This window comes from Marinomonas spartinae (assembly GCF_900089775.1).
GTDB lineage: Bacteria > Pseudomonadota > Gammaproteobacteria > Pseudomonadales > Marinomonadaceae > Marinomonas > Marinomonas spartinae.
Map to the genome: position 1 here is coordinate 36,866 of NZ_FLOB01000003.1, position 21,201 is coordinate 58,066.

At 43.9% G+C, this 21,201-nt stretch carries 19 protein-coding genes and 1 pseudogene; 5 read left to right on the forward strand and 15 right to left on the reverse strand.

Going from position 1 to position 21,201, the window contains the following annotated elements:
• Positions 1–6 precede the first annotated feature (6 nt).
• The 9 genes and pseudogenes from MSP8886_RS07905 to MSP8886_RS07945 all read right to left on the reverse strand — a co-directional run bounded on the left by MSP8886_RS07905 (position 7) and on the right by MSP8886_RS07945 (position 9,522).
• Positions 7–1,992, reverse strand: a complete 1,986-nt coding sequence (locus MSP8886_RS07905; protein WP_067014683.1) for a beta-galactosidase — start codon at positions 1,990–1,992, stop codon at positions 7–9.
• Positions 1,993–1,994: 2 nt separating this feature from the next.
• Entirely contained in the window at positions 1,995–2,855 is an 861-nt protein-coding gene (locus tag MSP8886_RS07910) for an SMP-30/gluconolactonase/LRE family protein (RefSeq protein WP_067014685.1), read from the reverse strand.
• 39 nt (positions 2,856–2,894) lie between these two features.
• Positions 2,895–3,539, reverse strand: a complete 645-nt coding sequence (locus tag MSP8886_RS07915) for a 2-dehydro-3-deoxy-6-phosphogalactonate aldolase (RefSeq protein ID WP_067014689.1) — start codon at positions 3,537–3,539, stop codon at positions 2,895–2,897.
• On the reverse strand, positions 3,539–4,525 hold the full coding sequence (locus MSP8886_RS07920) for a 2-dehydro-3-deoxygalactonokinase (RefSeq protein ID WP_067014692.1): 987 nt from the start codon (positions 4,523–4,525) through the stop codon (positions 3,539–3,541). The genes MSP8886_RS07915 and MSP8886_RS07920 overlap by 1 nt, the downstream gene beginning before the upstream one ends.
• On the reverse strand, positions 4,525–5,331 hold the full coding sequence (locus MSP8886_RS07925) for an SDR family NAD(P)-dependent oxidoreductase (protein ID WP_067014695.1): 807 nt from the start codon (positions 5,329–5,331) through the stop codon (positions 4,525–4,527). Before MSP8886_RS07925 ends, MSP8886_RS07920 begins: the two co-directional genes overlap by 1 nt.
• 77 nt (positions 5,332–5,408) lie before the next feature.
• Positions 5,409–5,648: pseudogene (locus tag MSP8886_RS07930) on the reverse strand (hypothetical protein); the annotation flags it as partial.
• Positions 5,649–7,790 carry an alpha-galactosidase gene (locus MSP8886_RS07935; protein ID WP_067015794.1) on the reverse strand — a complete coding sequence of 714 codons (2,142 nt, stop codon included), beginning with the start codon at positions 7,788–7,790 and terminating at the stop codon, positions 5,649–5,651.
• Positions 7,791–7,795: 5 nt separating this feature from the next.
• Complete coding sequence (locus MSP8886_RS07940) at positions 7,796–8,647, reverse strand: carbohydrate ABC transporter permease (RefSeq protein WP_067014702.1); 852 nt, start codon at positions 8,645–8,647, stop codon at positions 7,796–7,798.
• On the reverse strand, positions 8,647–9,522 hold the full coding sequence (locus MSP8886_RS07945) for a carbohydrate ABC transporter permease (RefSeq protein ID WP_067014705.1): 876 nt from the start codon (positions 9,520–9,522) through the stop codon (positions 8,647–8,649). Before MSP8886_RS07945 ends, MSP8886_RS07940 begins: the two co-directional genes overlap by 1 nt.
• A gap of 250 nt (positions 9,523–9,772) precedes the next feature.
• On the opposite strand from MSP8886_RS07945, the gene MSP8886_RS07950 reads away from it, so the two are divergent.
• Both MSP8886_RS07950 and MSP8886_RS07955 read left to right on the forward strand, forming a co-directional pair.
• Complete coding sequence (locus MSP8886_RS07950; protein WP_067014708.1) at positions 9,773–10,561, forward strand: IclR family transcriptional regulator; 789 nt, start codon at positions 9,773–9,775, stop codon at positions 10,559–10,561.
• 9 nt (positions 10,562–10,570) lie between these two features.
• A complete protein-coding gene (locus MSP8886_RS07955; RefSeq protein ID WP_067014711.1) occupies positions 10,571–11,677 on the forward strand; it encodes an ABC transporter ATP-binding protein in 1,107 nt (368 codons plus the stop codon).
• A gap of 106 nt (positions 11,678–11,783) precedes the next feature.
• On the opposite strand, the gene MSP8886_RS07960 is transcribed toward MSP8886_RS07955, so the two are convergent.
• Positions 11,784–12,485, reverse strand: coding sequence for a dienelactone hydrolase family protein (locus tag MSP8886_RS07960; RefSeq protein ID WP_067014715.1), 702 nt, complete (start codon positions 12,483–12,485; stop codon positions 11,784–11,786).
• 179 nt (positions 12,486–12,664) lie between these two features.
• Complete coding sequence (locus MSP8886_RS07965) at positions 12,665–13,402, reverse strand: response regulator (protein ID WP_067014718.1); 738 nt, start codon at positions 13,400–13,402, stop codon at positions 12,665–12,667.
• 370 nt (positions 13,403–13,772) lie between these two features.
• Here MSP8886_RS07965 and MSP8886_RS07970 point away from each other — a divergent pair, with 370 nt between their 5' ends.
• Positions 13,773–14,387: a hypothetical protein gene (locus tag MSP8886_RS07970; protein ID WP_175365289.1), complete on the forward strand. Its 615-nt coding sequence runs from the start codon at positions 13,773–13,775 to the stop codon at positions 14,385–14,387.
• A gap of 167 nt (positions 14,388–14,554) precedes the next feature.
• Positions 14,555–16,315 carry a methyl-accepting chemotaxis protein gene (locus MSP8886_RS22670; RefSeq protein ID WP_067014724.1) on the forward strand — a complete coding sequence of 587 codons (1,761 nt, stop codon included), beginning with the start codon at positions 14,555–14,557 and terminating at the stop codon, positions 16,313–16,315.
• A gap of 134 nt (positions 16,316–16,449) precedes the next feature.
• On the opposite strand, the gene MSP8886_RS07980 is transcribed toward MSP8886_RS22670, so the two are convergent.
• Complete coding sequence (locus MSP8886_RS07980) at positions 16,450–17,508, reverse strand: AI-2E family transporter (RefSeq protein WP_067014727.1); 1,059 nt, start codon at positions 17,506–17,508, stop codon at positions 16,450–16,452.
• 13 nt (positions 17,509–17,521) lie between these two features.
• Positions 17,522–18,973, reverse strand: coding sequence for an exodeoxyribonuclease I (sbcB, locus tag MSP8886_RS07985; protein WP_067014730.1), 1,452 nt, complete (start codon positions 18,971–18,973; stop codon positions 17,522–17,524).
• Between the two features lie 80 nt (positions 18,974–19,053).
• Here sbcB and MSP8886_RS07990 point away from each other — a divergent pair, with 80 nt between their 5' ends.
• Entirely contained in the window at positions 19,054–19,566 is a 513-nt protein-coding gene (locus MSP8886_RS07990) for a YchJ family protein (RefSeq protein ID WP_067014733.1), read from the forward strand.
• Between the two features lie 10 nt (positions 19,567–19,576).
• Here the strand turns inward: MSP8886_RS07990 and MSP8886_RS07995 are convergent, their stop codons facing one another.
• Positions 19,577–20,086: a putative pterin-binding protein gene (locus MSP8886_RS07995; protein WP_139063115.1), complete on the reverse strand. Its 510-nt coding sequence runs from the start codon at positions 20,084–20,086 to the stop codon at positions 19,577–19,579.
• A gap of 211 nt (positions 20,087–20,297) precedes the next feature.
• Positions 20,298–21,197, reverse strand: coding sequence for an aldo/keto reductase (locus MSP8886_RS08000; protein WP_067014738.1), 900 nt, complete (start codon positions 21,195–21,197; stop codon positions 20,298–20,300).
• Positions 21,198–21,201: the final 4 nt, after the last annotated feature.

The window sequence follows — 21,201 nt, forward strand, 5'->3', positions numbered from 1 at the left end:
CCAGTCTTATTGATTATCCGTTAAGTCACGTCGCCAAATAGCGACCCCTGCAGGTGGTAACGATTCACTGCCAATCAGAATCTGTGCATCATCGGGTTGATAATGGGCGGAGTGTTGTCCGTAGTTAAAAGCAAAGAGTAAAGGACCGCGCTCACGAATACGGACCCCTGTTGGTAAGTACTCTGTCGAGAGGCCAGCCTTTTCACTTAACTTCACAAGACAAGCTTTCAAAAGTGACTTATCTATACAGGAACCAAGATAGAAATGCTTATCACAACCTACTAAAACAGGTTGGCCAGTATGATCTTTTAACAGACAAGGTAAATCCGTGGAAATTTGTTCATGCCAATAACACAACGAGCCCTCCCCCCAAAGACCAAAGACTGATGGCTTAGTGTGCTCTGGTAGCGCATCAACACGCTCAACCGTCAACGGCAATAGATTGGCCAGTGGACCTGGCGCTAAGTTATCTGGAATTTGATAGGTAGCGGTTTTGCTACCTGTGCGGGGACCAGCCAATAACACCCCTTGATAGCTATTTAATCTTGCTTGCAGGTCTTTAGAAATGTGCGCCTGAGCAGGAAGTACGAGTAATGGATAGGTATCTAAAGCTGCTTGGTTAGAAACAATATCAACCGACAAACCTAACTCACGTAGCGCTTCATAAACACGATAACACCAAGAAAGATAACGATAAGCACGGGATTGCGGCTGAATATCCAATGACCAACAAGCATCATAATCGAACATCAAGGCAACATTACCTGATTTAGGTAACACCATTAATTCCTCGGCATTCAACCCTAGCACCTGTGATAAATCACACACCTCTTGCGCTACTTGAGCCGCTTCTTTGGCTGCTTCTGCCCCTTGACCATCGGGCCGTAGCAAACCTGCATGCATTTGCTCTTGACCAAATGGCGCTTGTCGCCAACGAAAATAAGAGACCAGTTCAGCGCCATGAGAAAACGCTTCCCATGTCCATAGCCGCACTGCGCCTTCCGCTGGGGTCGGGTTATGAGGTGCCCAATTTACTGGGCCTGGTTGCTGCTCCATGATCCATAAACGCCCTTTGCCACAGCCACGATATAGATCATGGTGAAAAGCGCCAAAATCTGGGTGTCCTACTCGTAAGTAAGTCTGCTTTTCTTCTTGGCTATAGATGGCCTCTTGATCCAGAAAGCCCAATGGATAAGTATCCCAACTGGCCACATCCAAATCTTGACCGACTTTATGATGATCAAAAGCCGTAAAAAAGCCCATGTAGTTATGCACTAAATCACGGCCTTTTGAATACTGACGTAGAATGTCTACCTGTAACTTATTAAACGCAACCACTTGATCAGAACAACAACGCTGAAAATCCAAACGATGGGAGGGGTTGGCTTCTGTCACCGTCAAATTTGGTAAATCAACCTCTTCAAACGAACGGTAATCCATACTCCAAAAGACATTTCCCCAAGCAGTATTTAAGCGATCGATGGTGCCATATTTGTCTTTTAACCAGAGACGAAACGCCATTAAATCCGCTTCTGCGTAACTCAGCACCGTATCATGACAACCATATTCATTATCCGTCTGCCAAGACACCACCGCAGGATGTTGGCCGTAACGTTCAGCCATTAAGGTTACCATTCGCCGACATTCGTCCCGATAATCAAGGCTGGCAAAGGTATAATGACGACGCGATCCGAAATGACGAATCCTGCCTTGCTCGTCTTTTGCCAACATAGACGGGTGGCGATCCACCAGCCATTTCGGCGGGGTTGCCGTTGGTGTCCCTAGAATCACCTTCAAACCATGCTCATGAAGAATATCTAATGCCTCATCCAACCATTCCCAATGTAACTCGCCAGGTTCTGGCTCAATAGTACTCCAGCTAAATTCCCCAATACGCACATACTCAAGGCCAATTTCGCGCATCTCTTGAGCATCTTGCTGCCAGCGACTTTTTGGCCAATGTTCTGGGTAATAACACACACCTAACTTCATGATTAAACTCCCGCGAATGGCTGACTGGGCGCACCCGCCACATCCATTTCAATCGCTATCACATGACCTGACAGTGGTTGATTTGCCAATTGCTCAGCGGAGGTATCCACGCTAGCGGATGTGATAAACAAGGTTTTTCCTTCTGGCCCACCAAACACACACGAGGTCGGCTTGGCAAAAGGCAATTCAATGGTCTGCAACATCTCCCCTTCTGGGCTATAGCGCACAATACGAGCGCCATTCCAGTTTGCATTCCAGAGACACCCTTCAAGATCAATACAAGAACCATCGTTTCCAACCCCTTCTTTCACTTCGACAAAGGGCTTTTGTAGGCGAACATCATAAAACTCAGGGTAAGGATAAGCGTGAATTCGACGTGTCATTGTGTCGCCAAAGTAAAAGCGCCCACGCCCCTCATCCCAAGCGAACGTATTACTGATACCAAGATTCTCCAGCATTAACGCTTTTTTGCCTTCAGGCGTAATTTTCCATAACCGCCCTGTCATTTGTTGCTCTAAATCATCCATCGTTCCTACCCACAACACACCGTCAGGGTCGCACTTAGCATCATTGCTACGATTGCTAGGGAGATCACTGTCTAAATCACACAAGTAATCCAGCGTTGTGGTGGTTTTATCCAAATAAGCAATACCATCGGCCATTGCCACTAACAGCCGGTCACTTTGTGTGGTGAAAACCGCAGATACTTTCTTTGGCAAGGTCCAATGCTCGTATCGATTATCCTCTTGATGCCAACACCATACTTGGCAGGCAGGAATGTCGACCCAATACAAAGCTTGCTCCGCTTCACTCCAAAAAGGCCCTTCTGCCAATTGATGACGCTGGGTACTAATCTGTTTCATTATTATTCTCCTTGTTATGACCTTTTCTTCTCTGGTCACTTACACAGATGTTTGTCTATAATCGTTCCAAGCTGCCACAAAGGCATCGGCATTGACTTTGGTCACCTCAACAGACTGACCTTTTTTGTATAAAGCCGACCCCAGACCAAACCCTTTTGCACCAACAGCAAAATAGTCCGGCACGTTATCTGGCGTCACACCGCCAACAGGACATAACCAGACATCCTGTGGAATAACTGCCCCCAGAGCCTTCACAACATTTATGTTGGGTAAAACTTCGGCAGGAAATAATTTAACGGCATCCGCCCCCGCATGAAGTGCGGCAAAAGCTTCACTCGCCGTAAAAAAACCAGGCATGGCGTACATGCCTGCGACTTTCGCAGCCTTAATCAATTCCACATCCGTATGGGGGCAGACCATCAACTTAGCGCCCGTAGCCACCAGTTCTGTCAATTGCGCCATGGTTAAAACTGTACCCGCACCAATCAAAGCCTGCTGACCAAAAGTGCGTTGCAATAAGCGAATGCTGGTAAAGGCATCCGGTGAATTCAGTGGCACTTCGATCAATCGAAAACCAGAATCAATTAACACTTGAGTATGCTCAACCACCTCCTCTGGTTTAATACCTCGTAAAATGGCAACCATAGGAAACTCAGCCATTAACTCATTAAAAGATGTGTTCATTACTTCTTTTCTCCTATTTGTTGCTCCTGACGCACTTGCTGGCGAGCCAAGCGTGTTAAACCACGAATACTCGCTTCACTGGCGTCCAAACATTGAGAAGCTACCTGATGAAACGACAGGGCGACTTGATATCGTTCGCAGAGATGTTCACTACCAACAATCAACACGCTGCTGATAGGTTGCGGTTGCGCAGCCAGCATATCGTTCACATCGTGCCCGATAACAATTCCAGAGAGATAATCTCGCACCTGCTCTTCCGGTAAACGTCCACAAACAGAGTCACTGCGAACACTAAACAGATGGTGCAATAAGCCACCCGCTTGCTGACTGGCTAATAGACCTTGTTGAAAGCCTTCTTTATTCAGGGAATCCTGCTTAGGTAGCCCCTTCACCAAGCTGGATTCATTGCTCAATCGCGCAAACATTTCCCCCGAAAAACTGGTCGAAAACTGAGTTACCTCCCCTTTCAACAGGGGGACCCATTTACTATGGGTGCCAGGTAAACAACACAACACAGCTTGATCCGCTTGACCTTGTTCATACAGCCAATCCATCGCCCCTAACAGCTGGGTTTCCTCACCGCGCATCACATCGAAATGCCCACTGATACCAATCCCTTGAAGCCCTGGTACAATGGCTACCTCACAAGGCAAATGACTATCAAGCCAACACAAGTGCTCAGCAAGTGTGTCGAGTTGCATCGGACAAACTTGGTAAGGCACCTCTTGCCAGCCTCCACGACTGCCCACCATGCCTGCCATATAAATAGGCACATCAGGGTGCAACCAATCGCCTAAAAAATCCTGTAGAACAGATTCAAACTCATCGCTATTGAGGGTTAGCATGCCTCGATCACTGCTTCTCTTGGCGCGGATATGTCCAGTTTGACCCATTAGAAAAGCACGTAAATTGGTCGTTCCCCAATCCACAGCGATACACAAAGGCACAAAAGGATCTGAGTCAAACACTGGACGAGTCTGTGTCATCACAAACGCCCTCCGTCGACAACAAGACTTTGTCCTGAAATCATGCGACTGTTGTCAGACCCCAAAAACAACACTAGATCTGCCACATCTTCTGGCTCAATTTTTTCCTTAAGAGCTTGCTGAATCATCAGTTCTGCTTCCGCTTCTGGAGTCAGCCAAAGATGCTTTTGTTTTTCCGTCATCACCCACCCCGGCAAGACCGTATTAACCCGAATTTTTTGCCCGCCAAGTTCTCGAGCCAAGCCTTTGGTTAAACCAGAAATCCCAGCTTTGGCCGTGACATAACCTAGGTAACCAGACAAGCCCAACATCCAAGAGTTAGAACTCATATTAATAATGCTACCGCCCCCAGCTTCAGCCATAGCAGGAGCAACCACTTGAGCCGTGAAGAAGTGAGGCTTTAAATTGACTGACATACATTGATCAAACTGCTCTGAACTAAAATCTTGCAGACTGTGGCGCTGATCGTTGGCGGCGTTGTTGACAAGGAGACGAATGGCTCCCCAATCGGCTATCCGCTCTATAATCGTACTTTTCAGTGTCTCAATGTCCGTTAAATCCACTCTGCTAAAATGTGTTTTCAGCCCTTTGCCGTTTAGCTCTTCCGACAAGGTTTTGCCTGCGATTTGATCAATATCAAAAAAGCTCACCAAGCAACCTTGTTGCGCCAACGCTCGAACCAATGCCTCACCTATCCCCGATGCGCCCCCTGTCACCAAAGCATGACGCCCCGACAAACTGGGGTACTGAGGATAAGCTTGAGTCGAATTCAGATGGTTCTGGTTATTATTTTTATTGTTTGACATTAATGCGACTCCCTACTCACTTTTGAGCCACTATTACCGACTAAGAAATCCAAGTCAGCACCTTCATCCGCTTGCATTACGTACTCAGCTAATTCACGAAGGTGGGCATTACAAGGCGTCAACTCACTCCAAGAATTGCAAATGCCAATCACAGGACGACCATCAAAACTGTGGTCTGGCAAACCTTGATTTTTCATCCAGCTGCGATGAATAAAACCGTCCTTATCTAACTTGCCATACCATTGTTGGCTACGGAGTGGTTTTTTCTCGCCATTGACTGGTTGGCTATCCTTTTTGTCTTTCGTAGAATCGGTCATTTACTGAGCCTCCAAACGGGATATAGCGCGAATAGACAGCATTAATAAGGATTCTGGATCCAATATCGGTAATTGCAGTCCTAATTGACTTAACGTCGCGCCATTTAAAATAAGGTCGTTTTTCCACCACGCAGGTAAAGCTTTCATCAAGTGCCCAGGTAATGGACTGTGTTCCAATACACTGATTTGATAGTTCTGTTCTGCCTCTAGCCCGGGTAAACGAACGGGTAAGGTTTGCGCCTGCTTCGGCATCGTCAATTGGCTATAAACCAACAGCCCCTCTTGACCATCCTCACTCAACGCCCATTGGGCTTGTGCTCGACCATCAGCACTGGGTAAACGCCAATTACGACCTGAATGCAGCACTGAACGATAGGTTTTATAATGAGAGATCCAACGGGCAATGATCGCTTTTTGCTCGGCATTAGCATCCAACAAATTCCACTCAATGCCTAAATGCCCCAACATGGCGGTACCTGCACGAAACGCTACGTCGTGAATGCGATTTGTGGTATGACTTTGATCCGGCCCGATATGTGAGCCCATCACTTCAGGCGGGAAAAAATAACTAAAACCTCGCTGAATACTGTGGCGCTCAAAAGCATCATTACAGTCAGATGCCCAGAAACGCTTAGTAAAGTTCAAAATCCCGAAATCCACGCGAGCGCCACCGGATGAGCAACTTTCAATTTCTAAGTCCGGAAACGCAGTATTTAATTCGCCAAGCAGACGATACAAAGCAACAACCTGTTCATAGGCTTGGGGGCAGATCTCACCACCAGGCTGGGTGTAATCTCGGTTCATATCCCATTTAATGTAATCAATTGGATAGCCCTTTAATAAGCTAAACAGGCGTTCTCGTAGGTAGTCATATACTTCTGGTTTGGCTAAGTTCAATACCAGTTGATGGCGAGCGAGAACCGCATCGTATTGTGGCAGTTGCAAAACCCACTCTGGATGGGAGCGATAAAGGTCGGAATCGGGATTCACCATTTCTGGCTCAAACCACAAACCAAACTCCATGCCCAGTCCTTTCACATGATCGATTAACGGCGTCAGACCGTTAGGGTATTTTTCCTGATCAACAAACCAATCCCCTAGTGCTGCTTGATCATTACTGCGCCCTCGAAACCATCCATCGTCTAAGATATAGCGCTCAACACCAACATGAGCAGCAGTATCGGCGAGGGCCTTTAAACGCGTTATGTCATGGTCAAAATAAAAAGCTTCCCACGTATTAATATGCACCGGACGGGGCTTGCTTAGTACGAGTCGCTCTCTAGCATGCTGATGAAATACTTGACTCACCATATTGAGTCCCGCTCGACTGTAACTGGCTAATAACTCTGGGGTACTGATCGATTGACTGGAACTTAGCACGATCTCATCAGGTAAATAGAGAGCCTCCGCTTGCAAATACCGATGGCCTTCCATGGTGTAATCTGCTTTAAGCCGATGGTTGCCACTCCACGCTAAGTGTGAGCCAATCAGCTCCCCTTGCTCTTCACTAAAACCCTGCTCGCCAAGAATCACACTCGGAAAATTAGCATGAGAGTTACGACCATGACGGTTCTCTTGCAACCAGGTACTTTGCCACTCACTCCGTTGTTGTTGAAATTCTTGGCACCAACGGCCATAAAAACTCAGCATCTGAGTGAAATGTGGCGGCATTGGCAGGGTGCAGGCAAGACGATGAACGGTAATATCTCCTTGTCCCTGATTCGTCAGTGTCAGCTGTTGCCGTAACAGCCCAGATGGCTGCAAGCCAATAGACAATGCCACAGCAAGCTGAGCCCGAGTATCTTCCAGCTCAATCAAAAAGCCATCCGCTTGCTGATGAACGTTTGACAGTGACCAACACATTGCCCAAGCAGGCCGATCTACTGCGCTGGCTTCTACTCCAGGAGATTGCAACCAACCCTGGCCTGCTTCAGGAATCAAACTCATTGGAGCGGGTACGTCCAATGATGCCTGCTGAGTTGCTTGCTGCTGAGACCAATAAAGACTGTTTAAGTGAGTATCTTTTGGTAAAGCTCGTCCAAAGTAGAGCAATTCTGGCGCGCCATCTTGTGGGCAAGCAATCACCAACGTTTGATTCTGTCTATCCTGACGATACAGAGCAATATCGTGTGTATTTTTCATCACCATTACCCCTTCGTTGCACCGAGCGTTAGACCCGCAATAAAGTGCCGTTGCATGGCAAAAAACAACATCACCGGAGGCAATGCAGCAACAATGGAGCCAGCCGAAATTAACTGCCAGGATGCCATCCACTGACCTTTCAAGGCTGCGATACCGGCGGTAATCGGGCGTACATCATCGCTTTGCACCAAGACCAAGGCCCAAAAATAATCATTCCAAACAAAGGTAAAAATAAGCACAGCCAAAGCTGCTAGCGCAGGCCTGACCAAGGGTAAGACGATATGGCGGAAAATCTTCCACTCACTCACCCCTTCCACCCTTGCCGCTTCGATCAATTCATCAGGCAAGCCCACGATGAAGTTGCGCATAAACAAGGTACAAAACCCTGTTTGGAAGGCAATATGGAATAAAATCAAACCACTAGCGGTATCATATAAGCCCATATGAATGGTTAAATCTCGTACGGGTATCATTAAAATTTGAAAGGGAACAAAATTCCCGGCGATAAAAGCTGCAAATAACCCCATACGCCCACGAAATTTAAACTTTGCCAGTGAATATCCAGCTAATGTCGACAAGGACACCGCGCCAATAACAGCTGGCACTGTAATAATGATGGAGTTTAATAAATAACGCAGCATGGGGGTTTGCGTAAAGACTTGCTCATAATTCTGAACAAGCATCCACTGGGAGGGAATCCCCCAGTAATTTCCCGCATTTAAATCCGCCGTAGAACGCGCTGAGGTTAATAACACCGCAATCAAAGGTAAGAGCCATAAAATTAAGGCAATCCAAACCGCGACACGGTAACTAATATTAAAAGGTAATGATCTTTTTTCGATTGGGGTAGGAAACATTAGGCTTTCTCACTCTTCAGCATGCGCCATAGAAAGTAGGCAATGTAGATATCCATCATCAGGAACAAGACCGTGGCAATAGCAGCGCCATAGCCCACGCGATAATTGAAAATCGACTGTTCGTACATGAAGTAAGCCAGCACACTGGAGCTACCAAATGGTCCACCAGAGGTCATGGTCGCCACTAAATCGAAACTTCGTAAAGCACCGATGACAGTAACTACAATAGCAATAAACGTCGCTGGCTTTAGCTGAGGAAGAATTACATGACGCAGCATTTTCCAGCCATAAGCGCCATCTAATCGGGCGGCTTCAATTTGATCCGGGTTGAGATTGTTTAACCCTGTGAGATACAAAATCATGCAATAGGCAATTTGCGGCCATAACCCAGCGGCAATAATGCCAAAGGTAACCACATTTGGATCCGACAAGACCGCAATCGGCTGAAAGCCAAACAGTTCAATGAATTTATTGAACAGACCAAAGCTCGGATCGTAAAACCAGGAAAAGACTAAGCCAACCACCACTTGAGAGATAACGAAAGGAAAGAAGAACATGGCTTTAACAAAGCGAATGCCCATCATTTTTTGGTTTAAAAACAACGCTAGCAATAACCCAATAGGTGGCGCCAACATGAAAAAAATCAACCAGTAAATATTATTGACAAATGCGGTCCAGAACTGACCATCCTGAAACAACTCAATATAATTACCAAAGCCAACAAAGGTTTTTTCACCAAGCCCATCCCATTGATAGAAGCTTAACCAAACACTCTGAACAATGGGGAAGATAACGTACACTGAAAACAAAATGACGGCCGGCGCAAGAAAGGCAATCGGCATCCATTGTTGTTGTTTGCGATGCAATTTCTGCATGCTAACCCACCTCTTATTTTTATTACTATTTTTGTTAGAGTTATAACTATTTTTGTTAGAGTTATAACTATTTTTGTTAGAGTTATAACTATTTTTATTAAAATAAAGGGTCATCATTCTTGACAGACAACTCACCTAAAAAAAATAATGGAATAAAGTTCCATTTTTTGCAACACTTAATAAAAAATAATGGAACCGAGTTCCATATATAGATATAAAGATTATTAAGCTTACTTTTTGGAGAACTACCATGACAAAATCGGAGACCAAAAGCGGAGGCTCCTCTCTGGATAAAGCGCTAAGCTTGCTCCAGAAGGTGTGCATGTCTGAGATACCTCTAAGATTCGCCGAGATTGTTGAAAGCGCAGATTTACCTAAAGCAACAGCCCATCGCATTTTGCTCTCACTTGTCGATAAAGGTTTATTACGCTTCGATGAAGACGCCCAAACCTACCATCCAGGGTATGGTTTATTAGAGTTAGCTCATCAGTCTTGGTCGAAAATTGATGTGAGAGACATCGCTGCAGATCAAATGAAGCATCTATGGAAGGAAACCGGTGAAACCATTCACTTAGCCGTGTTAGACCGTGGAGATGTCATTTACATTGACAAACTGGAAAGCCAAAAAAGCTTACGCTTATTCTCGGCTGTTGGTAAAAAAGGCCCCGGTTATTGTACTGGCGTAGGAAAAGCCATGATGGCATTTCTAAAGGAGGAACAGCTAGAAGAAGCGATAAAAGCGCAATCCTTTATTCGTCATACACCAACCACTATTACCAATGCGGACGACCTAAAAGCCAGATTGGCCGACATTCGTAAGAGCAAGATTTCACTGGATTTAGAAGAGCATGAAGAAGGCATTCAATGTGCCGCATCGGTCATCTTTAACCATTTAAACGAACCCATCGCAGCGCTTAGTATCACCGCCCCGAAATTTCGAGTCGATGACGCGCGTTTCCAAAACTTTCAAACACTGGTTAAAGAAGCTTGTTTGAAGGTCTCCTCTCGTATGGGGGCCATCGCCTCCGACAAGCAGTAAGGTAATTTCATGGCAACAATAACTTTAAAAAACGTCATCAAACGCTTTAATGACATCGAAACCATTCATGGAGTCAATCTAGACCTAGAGGATGGCGAATTTGTCGTCTTTGTTGGTCCATCTGGTTGTGGTAAATCAACGCTACTGCGTTTAATTGCTGGTTTAGAAGACATCACCGAAGGCTCTCTAGAGATCAATGAACAAAACATGAACCATGTTGCTCCGGCCGATCGAGGTGTAGCCATGGTATTCCAGTCCTATGCCTTGTATCCGCATATGACTGTCGAGGAAAACATGAGTTTTGGCTTGCGCATGACTGGAGGCGACCCTGAGCAAATCAAAAAGCAAGTGGCCAATGCCGCCAGCATACTGCAACTGGAGCCACTTCTTAAACGCAAACCCAAGCAGCTGTCCGGAGGCCAACGTCAAAGGGTTGCCATTGGTCGCGCCATTGTGCGCCAACCGGATGTGTTTCTTTTTGACGAACCCTTATCTAACTTGGATGCAGAGCTTCGCGTCGACATGCGCATTCAAATAGCTAAGCTACATAACCGCTTAAAGTCATCGATGATTTACGTCACCCACGATCAAGTCGAAGCCATGACCTTAGCCGACAAAATTGTCGTACTACGCGACGGAAGAGTCGAACAGGTTGGTTCGCCACTCGAACTTTACCATAACCCAGCCAATGATTTTATCGCAGGTTTTATTGGCTCGCCAAAAATGAACTTTTTAGATGCAAAAGTATTGGAAATCGATGGCAACGACCTTGCCACCATTGATGTTGCAGGACAAATCATTCAATTAGATGTGGATGGCATCAAGGTCGCGAAAAACGACCATGTAAAACTTGGTCTGAGACCTGAACATGTCAGTGAAACCACACAAAACGCGGACTTTACGTTGAGTGTTAAAGTCGATGTTGCAGAGCATTTAGGTGGCACCACTTTCCTATATGGTGAACATAAGGGCCACAAACTAACTATCGAAGCCAGTGGCCAAAACTTAACTAAGAATGGTGAATCTGTTGAGGTCGGTATCAATAAACAAGACTGCTACCTTTTTAACCAAAAAGGAGAGGCGCTAATTGATCGGCCAGTGCCAGTGCGTGGTTAACAGAATAGAAGCAAAGTAAAACAATAAAAGAGCAACACCATACAAAAATGCCCTCAAGTGAGGGCATTTAATCGTATTATTTAGAATAGAAGCCGTTTAATTAGGCTTAAAACTCACTCAAAAAATACTCTAGATAATGGTAGCCACGCTTAGCAACCGTTGGGTTGTACATACTACCATGGTCTGGATTGTTCGCACTTGGCAGCATAAAAGAATGCATCGTATTACCAAAATCCATAAATTGGAAATCAATGCCTAGCTCTGTCCAGTAGTGCTTCGCTGACTGTGAATCTTCATCGCTAACTAAGTGATCATCATAACCATTGAGTACCATAATTTTCACATCCTGGTTGACATCTTCCTTGGCAGCGCGATAGAAACTCATCAGCCCATGAAAACTTACTGCCCCTTTACTACCAGTCAAATGAAGCCCAGCTTCCAGAGACAAACGCCCCCCTAAGCAAAACCCAACATGAACAATGGTTTTACCGGATGCATTTGGGCAAGCCGCTTCTACTAGTGAACGTTGCAAATCATGTAATGGCGACTCTTCAGAAAGTAAGACCCCCATTATTGAGCGCTTATCTTCCATGCTTTCAGGAGTATTCGTACCATAGAGATCCAAAGCCGTTGCAGAGTACCCGAAGGCTGCGATTTGGTCTGCAATGCCTTTTTCAAACTGTGTCAGGCCAGAAAAAGTTGGCCATATAACGACCTGTATATGTGACTTTTCCGTTGTAGCTGGATCCGCTTGATAATGCTGACGAGACACATTATCAACAAAAAGGGATTGAAATGAACCGTTCATAAATTCCTCCAAAGCAATGACTTAGCTTAAATGCTAATTACATTATGTTTTAGAGAGTTTACCTAGTCGATTTTAATTCACAAACTTACTTCGATAAATGTCGATGTATTTACGCATTTCACCAACTCGTTTTCTGATACATGACACGAATAGATAAACTGAGCCAACGACCTGAACCATCAAGCTGTCTCTGACACACGTGTAAATGACAGAAAGATATAATCACCAAAGATATTAGAGTGCCGCATTGTCATCGTTAGGCCACTGATACCATCATCAATCTCACTGCTCGCCTGAACCTGATGAGATCCTTCTTCAGTGCCGATTTGCATCACTTTGCTTGCTAAAGATGCCGGAATAATATCAACCAATTGCACTGTATTTGGTGCAGACTCTTCCTGATCGCTATCACGAAAGTACAAACATTGCCAATCAGATGACCAAAAGGAAATTACCATTGCAGAGTGCTTTACCATATCTTCCAATTGATTTTTATAAAATACGGCTTGCCTATCAAGTGACTTGATTCGTAATAAGTTCATGACCCTCATTTTTAAAATAGCAGGGACGATGGGCTTAATAATAAAGTCTGCAGCCCCAAGCTCCAAAGCCTTTTCTTCTATCTCACTACCAGTATGACCGGTAATAAACATAATAGGAGGTAGATCGGACAACTCGTAGATAGCCTTAAGTTGTTCGATGAAATTCCAGCCCGTTTCTCCTTGTAGCTCAATATCTAACAACACCAGATCGACTTCAGTCTTTATCAAAAGCTCATGAGCCTTACTAAGATGAGAAGCATAAAGCAACTCACAATAGCCTTCTAAAATCTTTTTTACAATAAAAGCAACCGAAGGCTGGTCATCAACTAGAAGAACGGTAGGGGTATGATCAAATTCTTGAGTAATCAATTTCATCCTATGGCCTTGTCCAATCCTTAAATAGCACCTATTTTTACCATGAGTATAGTGAAGAATCCCTATGCTGCCATTAATAATGGATAGAAAGATGAATGAAAATATCAGAACCCTAAACAAGCTCTTTTGCTATAAGCCTCTAGGTGTTTATAGTACTCCTCTGATCGTACCATGTCTCTTGTTTACACTTAGCAAACAACTCATTGAAAAGCTTGATTTATCAAATAGTTAAAGGGGCAATAAAATGGATACCGAATACAGACAAAAACTGAATTTTCTCAATTACTTCAAAAACAATGGATTTGATATTAGCAACGCAACATTCGATCTTGCCCTATCTCGGTTCTTAGACTCATTTGACACCTATAAAATGGCCTTATTCGCTTTTCAAAAGGAAGTCATGACCGCAGTAACCTATCTTGAAGAAATAAATGATCAGACAGTAAAAGGATTGCATATTTTAAAAGGTGGGTTCGCCACATTTGCCTTCATGTCGCTGTCGACACGCGCAAATAACTTAGAAACACGCTTAAAAAGCCTTCCCTCTCCAATACCTTCTGATTTGATTGAGGAAATTACTGAAATAAAACGAATATGTTATGCCTTTAACCACACTATTTCTTGCTATTTTGAACAAAACGAAGGAGAAAGTAATGACCCAACAGCGCCCACTTCTTTTCAAACAGCCCCCCATGCAAACAAAATTTCTCTTACCACGCAAGTGCCGTCAGATAACACCTCTTCACCACTCTCTCAGCTGGCCCAGACAGAAGAAATGGATTTAGATGAAGAGTTGGTGTTTCTACTAAACTTGGTTGAGAGCTGCAACTTACGCTCTTTAGACCACTATCAATACCTTGAAAAGAAATTAGGAATGTTTGATTTTCCCGAAGTGGACGCACTTAGGAGTGCTATGCAATCCATTGATTTTGAAAGTGCCAAAAAGGAACTTAATTCACTGATTGGAAAAGAGTTTACATATTGAAACGTATTTCTACCAAGATTTTTGGCTTTTTGATTTTTTTTTACTAGTCTTAGGATAAAGCATTTAGCATCAATTTTTTATCGTAGACAAAACCAAGAAAAACTTACACTGTTTTGAAAGACTGCAAAAATACAACTGAACCATTATTAGGATAGGATGCTTATATCATGTTTAAAAACTGGTTTTCAACACCTATAGATGATAACAAAGTCGTTGTTGATAAGGAGGAGCTAGTTAATATACGAGGTCAATTAGCTGCTATATCTCTCTCACAGGCAATCATAGAGTTTGATTTAAAAGGAAACATCCTCTTTGCTAATGAAAACTTTTTAAACACCCTTGGTTATAGATTAGAAGAGATACAGGGTAAGCATCACGGTATTTTTGTTGATCCCCAATATCGTACCAGTGAAGACTATAAACACTTTTGGGACACTATAGGAAAAGGCGAGTTCAAAACAGGTGAATTTTGTCGTTACACGAAAGAAGGCAAGCCTATTTGGATTGAAGCAAGTTACAATCCTATTTTTGACGATAATGGAAAACCGTATAAAGTCGTTAAGTATGCCACAGACATCACTGATAAAAAGAATCAAAATGCCGATTATGAAAGTCAGTTAGCGGCAATTTCTGCTTCGCAAGCCGTCATAGCATTCAAATTGGATGGCACTATTCTGGATGCAAATAAAAATTTCCTAGACACATTAGGCTACTCGATCAACGAAATCCGAGGCCAGCATCACAGTTTATTTGTGGACTCTCACTACAGAAAAAGCGACGAATACAAAAAGTTTTGGCAGGATCTCTCTCAAGGCAAGCATTTTGTTGGACGTTTTCCTCGGATGCATAAAAATGGCAGTGTCGTTTGGATTCAAGCAAACTACAGCCCTATTCGTGACTCTTCCGGCAAACCATACAAAGTCGTTAAGTTTGCCACTGATATCACAAATGAAGTACTTGCTGAACAACAATTGCAAGAAACCATCAAAGAAGTTAACTCTGCAATTGAAGCCGCTTCAGGCAAGGATTTAAGAAAGAGAATTCCCACTGAGGGTAAATTTGAAGGAACATTAGCGATATCTCAAGGGGTTAACTCACTTTTCGATACCATGACACAGATTATTGTGCAAATACGCCAAGCTTCTGAAACTGTTCATGTGAGTGCTCGTGAAATTTCCACAGGTAATAGCGACTTGTCTGTTCGTACCGAACAACAGGCTGCCAGTTTAGAAGAAACCTCCTCCACCATGGAAGAAATGACCAGTACAGTTTCACAGAATGCTAAGAACGCAAAACGAGCCAATGAATTAACTTCAAACGCGGTTTCTATCGCAACAAAAGGAGGAGAATTAATAGAGCAAGTGGTGAATACCATGTCTTCAATTAATAACTCATCACAAAAAATATCGGATATCATTGGCATGATCGATGGGATAGCATTTCAGACAAATATTTTGGCGTTAAACGCTGCCGTTGAGGCTGCTCGAGCTGGAGAACAAGGGCGTGGATTTGCGGTGGTTGCCTCAGAAGTCAGATCTTTAGCGCAACGTTCTGCCAATGCCGCCAAAGAAATTAAAGATTTAATCTCTGAGTCAGCCCATAACATTGATAGCGGCAATGAGCTAGTGAGTGAATCAGGTGAGACGATGAAAAACATTGTCAATGCTATCAAACAAGTGAACGACATCATGACCGAAATCGCTGATGCCTCATCGGAACAATCCATCGCACTGAATGAAGTGAGTAAGACCGTTAGCAATATGGATGAAATGACACAGCAAAATGCTGCGTTGGTAGAGGAAGCTGCGGCGGCCTCTGAAAGTTTGCTCGCTCAGGCGGATCAATTAGCTTCTGATGTGAATGAATACCAACTAAATGATAACGAGAATGACTCTCACAGTCATTTAAAGAAAATTGCTAACTTGTAATTGAACCTGAACTCGGTTCGTTTATCAGCTTGCTTGACTAAAAAAACCAACTTGTTTTCTTTCAAGTTGGTTTTTTCGTCTATGGAATAATTTGTAAAGGGCTTGTCGTTGTGACAATAAGCCGACCGATTGCCTTATTTTTTTTCACCTTTATCTTTATTGGTATCCGCTGCCGACGTATTTGAGTCGATCATCACCGCTAGCCAGTGCATGCGAGGATTCGCCTCAAAAGCTAATTTCACAATAATGGTCAGCGGGATCGACAACAACATACCAACAGGACCAAATACCCATCCCCAAAGTAATAATGACAGAAACACAACTAGCGTGGATAAGCCCAGCCCTTTTCCCATATAACGAGGCTCAATTACATTACCAATCACTAAATTCACAACAGCAAAGCCCGCCGCTGTTAAGCCTGCTGAAAATGCTCCTAGCTGAACAAAAGCCAACATCACAGCAGGCACCGCCGCAATGATAGAACCAATATTCGGGACAAAGTTCAGCAAAAAGGCACACACACCCCATAGAATTGGAAAATCCACCCCTATCACCCACAGCCAAATAGCAATCATTACTCCCGTAAGAATACTAACAAGAGTTTTAATAACCAAATAACGATTGACCGACTCAACAAAAGAACGAACGCCACTTAAGGATTTTTCTGCATCGGACACGGCTAAAGTTAATTTTTTGGGTAATTCAACCACTTCAAATAGGATAAAAACAACGGTCATAATCACCAAAATAATATTGGTTAAAGCACTACCTAGGCCAGTTAACGCCTTAGTGAAGAGCTTCATAAGAGAAGAAGGGTCAAGATACTCTTGCACACGACTATCAGAAATATGAATACCAATACCATTGAGGCTAGAAAAAAGCGCCTCCATTTGCTTCGCAAAGTTCTGCTTATAGGTTGGTAATTGATCGGACAAATTATCCATTGAAGAGCCCACCAAGGCAGCCAAACTTCCAATACCAACTAATACTATCAACACCACAATCAAAATTGACAACCATGTTGGTAAACCATATCGTCGCAGTGTGGCCATAAAAGGCGCACAAATGATGGCAATAAATACTGACAACATAAACGGCACCACTATCTGCGATGCACTTTTTAATCCAGCGATAATAATCACAAAAGCCGCTAAACCAACCAGCCAATGCGTCCCTCTACGTTGTTCACTCATGATTTAACCCTACTTACCCAATGGGATAGATACCTTGTGCGTAGTCCGCAAGGTCCTGCAACATAATCTGTTTCGCCGGAGCGAGATCACCAGTTTGTGCAAGGCTATTCAAACGCTCAAAAAAGGACATCATAGTAATCGAGCCCCCTCCATCACTTTCCGTTAAACGAATCATACGATATTCTTCCCATTGTTCACGCTGTTGCTCGTTCAAATATTCAGGATAATTGCGACCAATATAGCGCATTAACATTTCAGGTAAACGACGATCATCAAACGACATTTCCAACTCATTCAACGCCTCAGGCGGTGTTGAGCGTATGGTTTCCATTCGTGCCTTATCATCCCTCGAGAAAAAGCCCCCTGAATACAACATTAAATCTGGGTCATTGGGTATCGCTCGCTCTTCTTGCATAAATACATCGCGTATTTTTGCCGCCACATAAGCATGCTGTTTGAGTAACGCCAAATTACGACGACAAATATCACCATCCAACTCTAAACGTTCAACAACTGCTTTGTCTTTCAGAAAAGTCGCTGGTGCCACCGCTGGTGATTTATTGTAATGAATCACTTTAAGCGGTAAGCGCTCTACCTCACCAAGCGCCTCTTTGGATGTGAACACTCGGTGACGAATCTCTTCTACTGACAAATCCACCAGCGGCTGTGCATCGGACATTAAATCATAAACAATCACACCATTTTTATTAGTTGGATGCGCGGCAAGTGGCACCACAAAGGCTGCATATTTACGTGCCTGACCAAACATTCCAGAAATATGCAAAAAAGGTTTCATCCGAACCGGGTCAATGAACTGCTGCAGTTCGTGTTTCTGGCGCATTTTCAAATAGTAATGAAATAATTTCGGTTGCTTGTCTCGTATCAACTTTGCCATCTCTATCGTGCCATATACATCTGACAAAGCATCGTGGGCCTGGTCATGGGCGATGTTATTGGCTTTCGTTAAAGCTTCCAGTTTCATGGACACCTGACCCTCTTCGTCTTTAGGCCAAACAATGCCATCTGGACGCATTGCATATGCCATGCGTACCAAATCAATAATATCCCAACGTGAGCAGTTGTTTTGCCATTCACGAGCATAAGGATCAATAAAGTTACGATAAAAACCATACCTCACCACTTCATCATCAAATCGAATGGTGTTATAGCCTAAGGCACAGGTACCTGGTTGAGACAACTCTGCTTCAATAGCCTGCATAAATTCGGCTTCGCACAAACCTTCACGGTTTGCATCCTGCGGGGTAATCCCAGTGAGTAAACAGGCTTCTGGCTGTGGCAAGACATCTTCTGAAAGGCGGCAATACAACATGATTGGCTCGCCAATGGGTTGAAAGTTTAAGTCCGTCCGAATGCCTGCAAATTGCATCGGCCTGTCTCGTGCGGGGTCTGTTCCTGTGGTTTCAAAATCAAACCAGAAAAATGAAGTGGGTCCCGATGAGGTCACAAATAATTCCTGTTAGCCATTAAATAAAGCGGTATTATACGCATCTTATTGACTATTTGGCGATGTAAGGTGATCGATCAATGACACTCCCAACTCTTTGCCCTTGTGGCAGTACAACCCCCTACTCTGAATGCTGTGGTCTTTATCACAGCGGGGCGGCTAGCGTTCCCACCGCAGAAGCTCTTATGCGTTCCCGTTACTCTGCATTTGCTATGAATAAAATGGATTATATCCTTGCTACTCAGCGGCTAGAGAAAGGCCAAGTGAATGAGGATGAAGTAGAAGCCTTAGATAACAGTAATGCCTTAACCAACTGGACTCGGCTTGAGATTTTAGCAACGGAACAAGGTCAAACCAGCGACAATACTGGCACAGTAACCTTTCGTGCTTACTTTAAAGAAGGCATGCACCAAGGTGAACTAAATGAAAAGTCTTGGTTTAGAAAAGAAGAGGGTCAGTGGCTATATATTGGAGGGGAACATGACATCAAAACAGCACCACTTACCAAAACCACAATCCCTAAACAAAATGTTGGCCGGAACGATCCTTGTTCCTGCGGATCAGGGAAGAAATTCAAAAAATGCTGCGGCTAGCTAGCAAAGTTCATTCAACAATGATGCTTTCTACTTGAGACAGAGACCGATTTTGTAGAACAGTTGTATCTAACCCAGGTATTTTCTCAACTGGGTAAAGGAGAAACAACGGACCTTTTTCTCGACTATCAACGGGCTTACCGTTCATGTCCATTGCCAATAATAAGCTGTAATTGTAAGCATCGCTAATCGGCAAAATAGTACTGTGCTTCTTACGCCACTGTACTCGCATAGTGGAGCCCTTTGCCCCAACGTATTCTAATACTTGGCGAAGCAATGGACCGGTATAGTTCTCTTCTTTTTTCGCCCATGGCGTCGAGGTAGTGCTTTCCACAATACCAATATCCGATAACATTTGACGGTCTAACCGAACGGTCTTGCCATCCTTTCCAGTATTGGTAATCTTGCCGCCAATCACTAAAATCACCTTACCCTGAGGATCGGGTAGCGTGATCGCTTGTGTTGCGGATACAAATAACAACATACAGCCAATGAGTACTGCTCTATAAACCTTACGCACAATCTCTTACCCCAGAAATAAAATAGCTGACGGACTATTGTAGCAAAAAATGTGCAAGTTAAATCTTTTTTTTTGGTTATTTTAATTATTTATATTAGGCATATGTAATAGAACACCTAATAGAAGTCTATTGCATAAATCAGAAAGGAGTAAACTCAACAATGAACTGCAAGCTAGTGAAGAGCCAACCGCTCTCCACAATCAGGCTTTGCTATGGAACAGGATGACCTTGCGACGTAATCCAAATCTTAAACCAATCATCATCACTTAAGACAATATTAGCGGCTTGGCAAACCGACGCCAAACGTTCAATCTTACCTGAGCCCATTACAGGGCAAATGCCCGATGGATGACGTAACAACCAAGCAATCACTACTTGATCAAAGTTTACCTTCATCGATTTTGCGATATCTGACACCACTTCTTTCACTCGAACAATGCGATCCCCATTTCCACGAAACAATTCGCCTCCCGCTAAAGGAGACCAAGCCATAGGCGTAACCGCGTGCTGCTGTAAATGATCCAAAGTACCGTCTTCAAAAGGTGCTAGAGAAAGAGGCGACAGCTCAATTTGATTCACAATCAAAGGAGCATCTAAGCGTGATTGCAGTAAATCAAATTGCGCAGGCGTAAAATTAGACACACCAAAATGCTTGACCTTGCCAAGCGTAAACAACAGATCAAACGCCTGAGCGACCTCGTCCGCATCCATTAATGGACTAGGACGATGCAATAATAGAGTATCGATATAGTCACACTGAAGATTAGCCAAAGAACGATCCACACTTTCGTGTATGTGTTTAGCACGGTAATCATAACGATGTACTGATATATCGGGGCGGCTCTCAGACGGTAGCAAAATCCCGCATTTAGTGACGATTTCCATCTTATCGCGCATCGCTGGTTTTTTCGCTAAGGCCTCGCCAAATAAACCTTCACAACGATAATCACCATAAATGTCTGCATGATCAAACGTGGTTACCCCTAAATCCAAACAGGACAGAATAAAGTCCAAACGTTCCGAAACAGACATATCCCATTCATGACAACGCCAAAAACCCTGAGCAATTCGAGACCCTTCAAACCCAAGAGGATGATATTGATGACGCATAAAA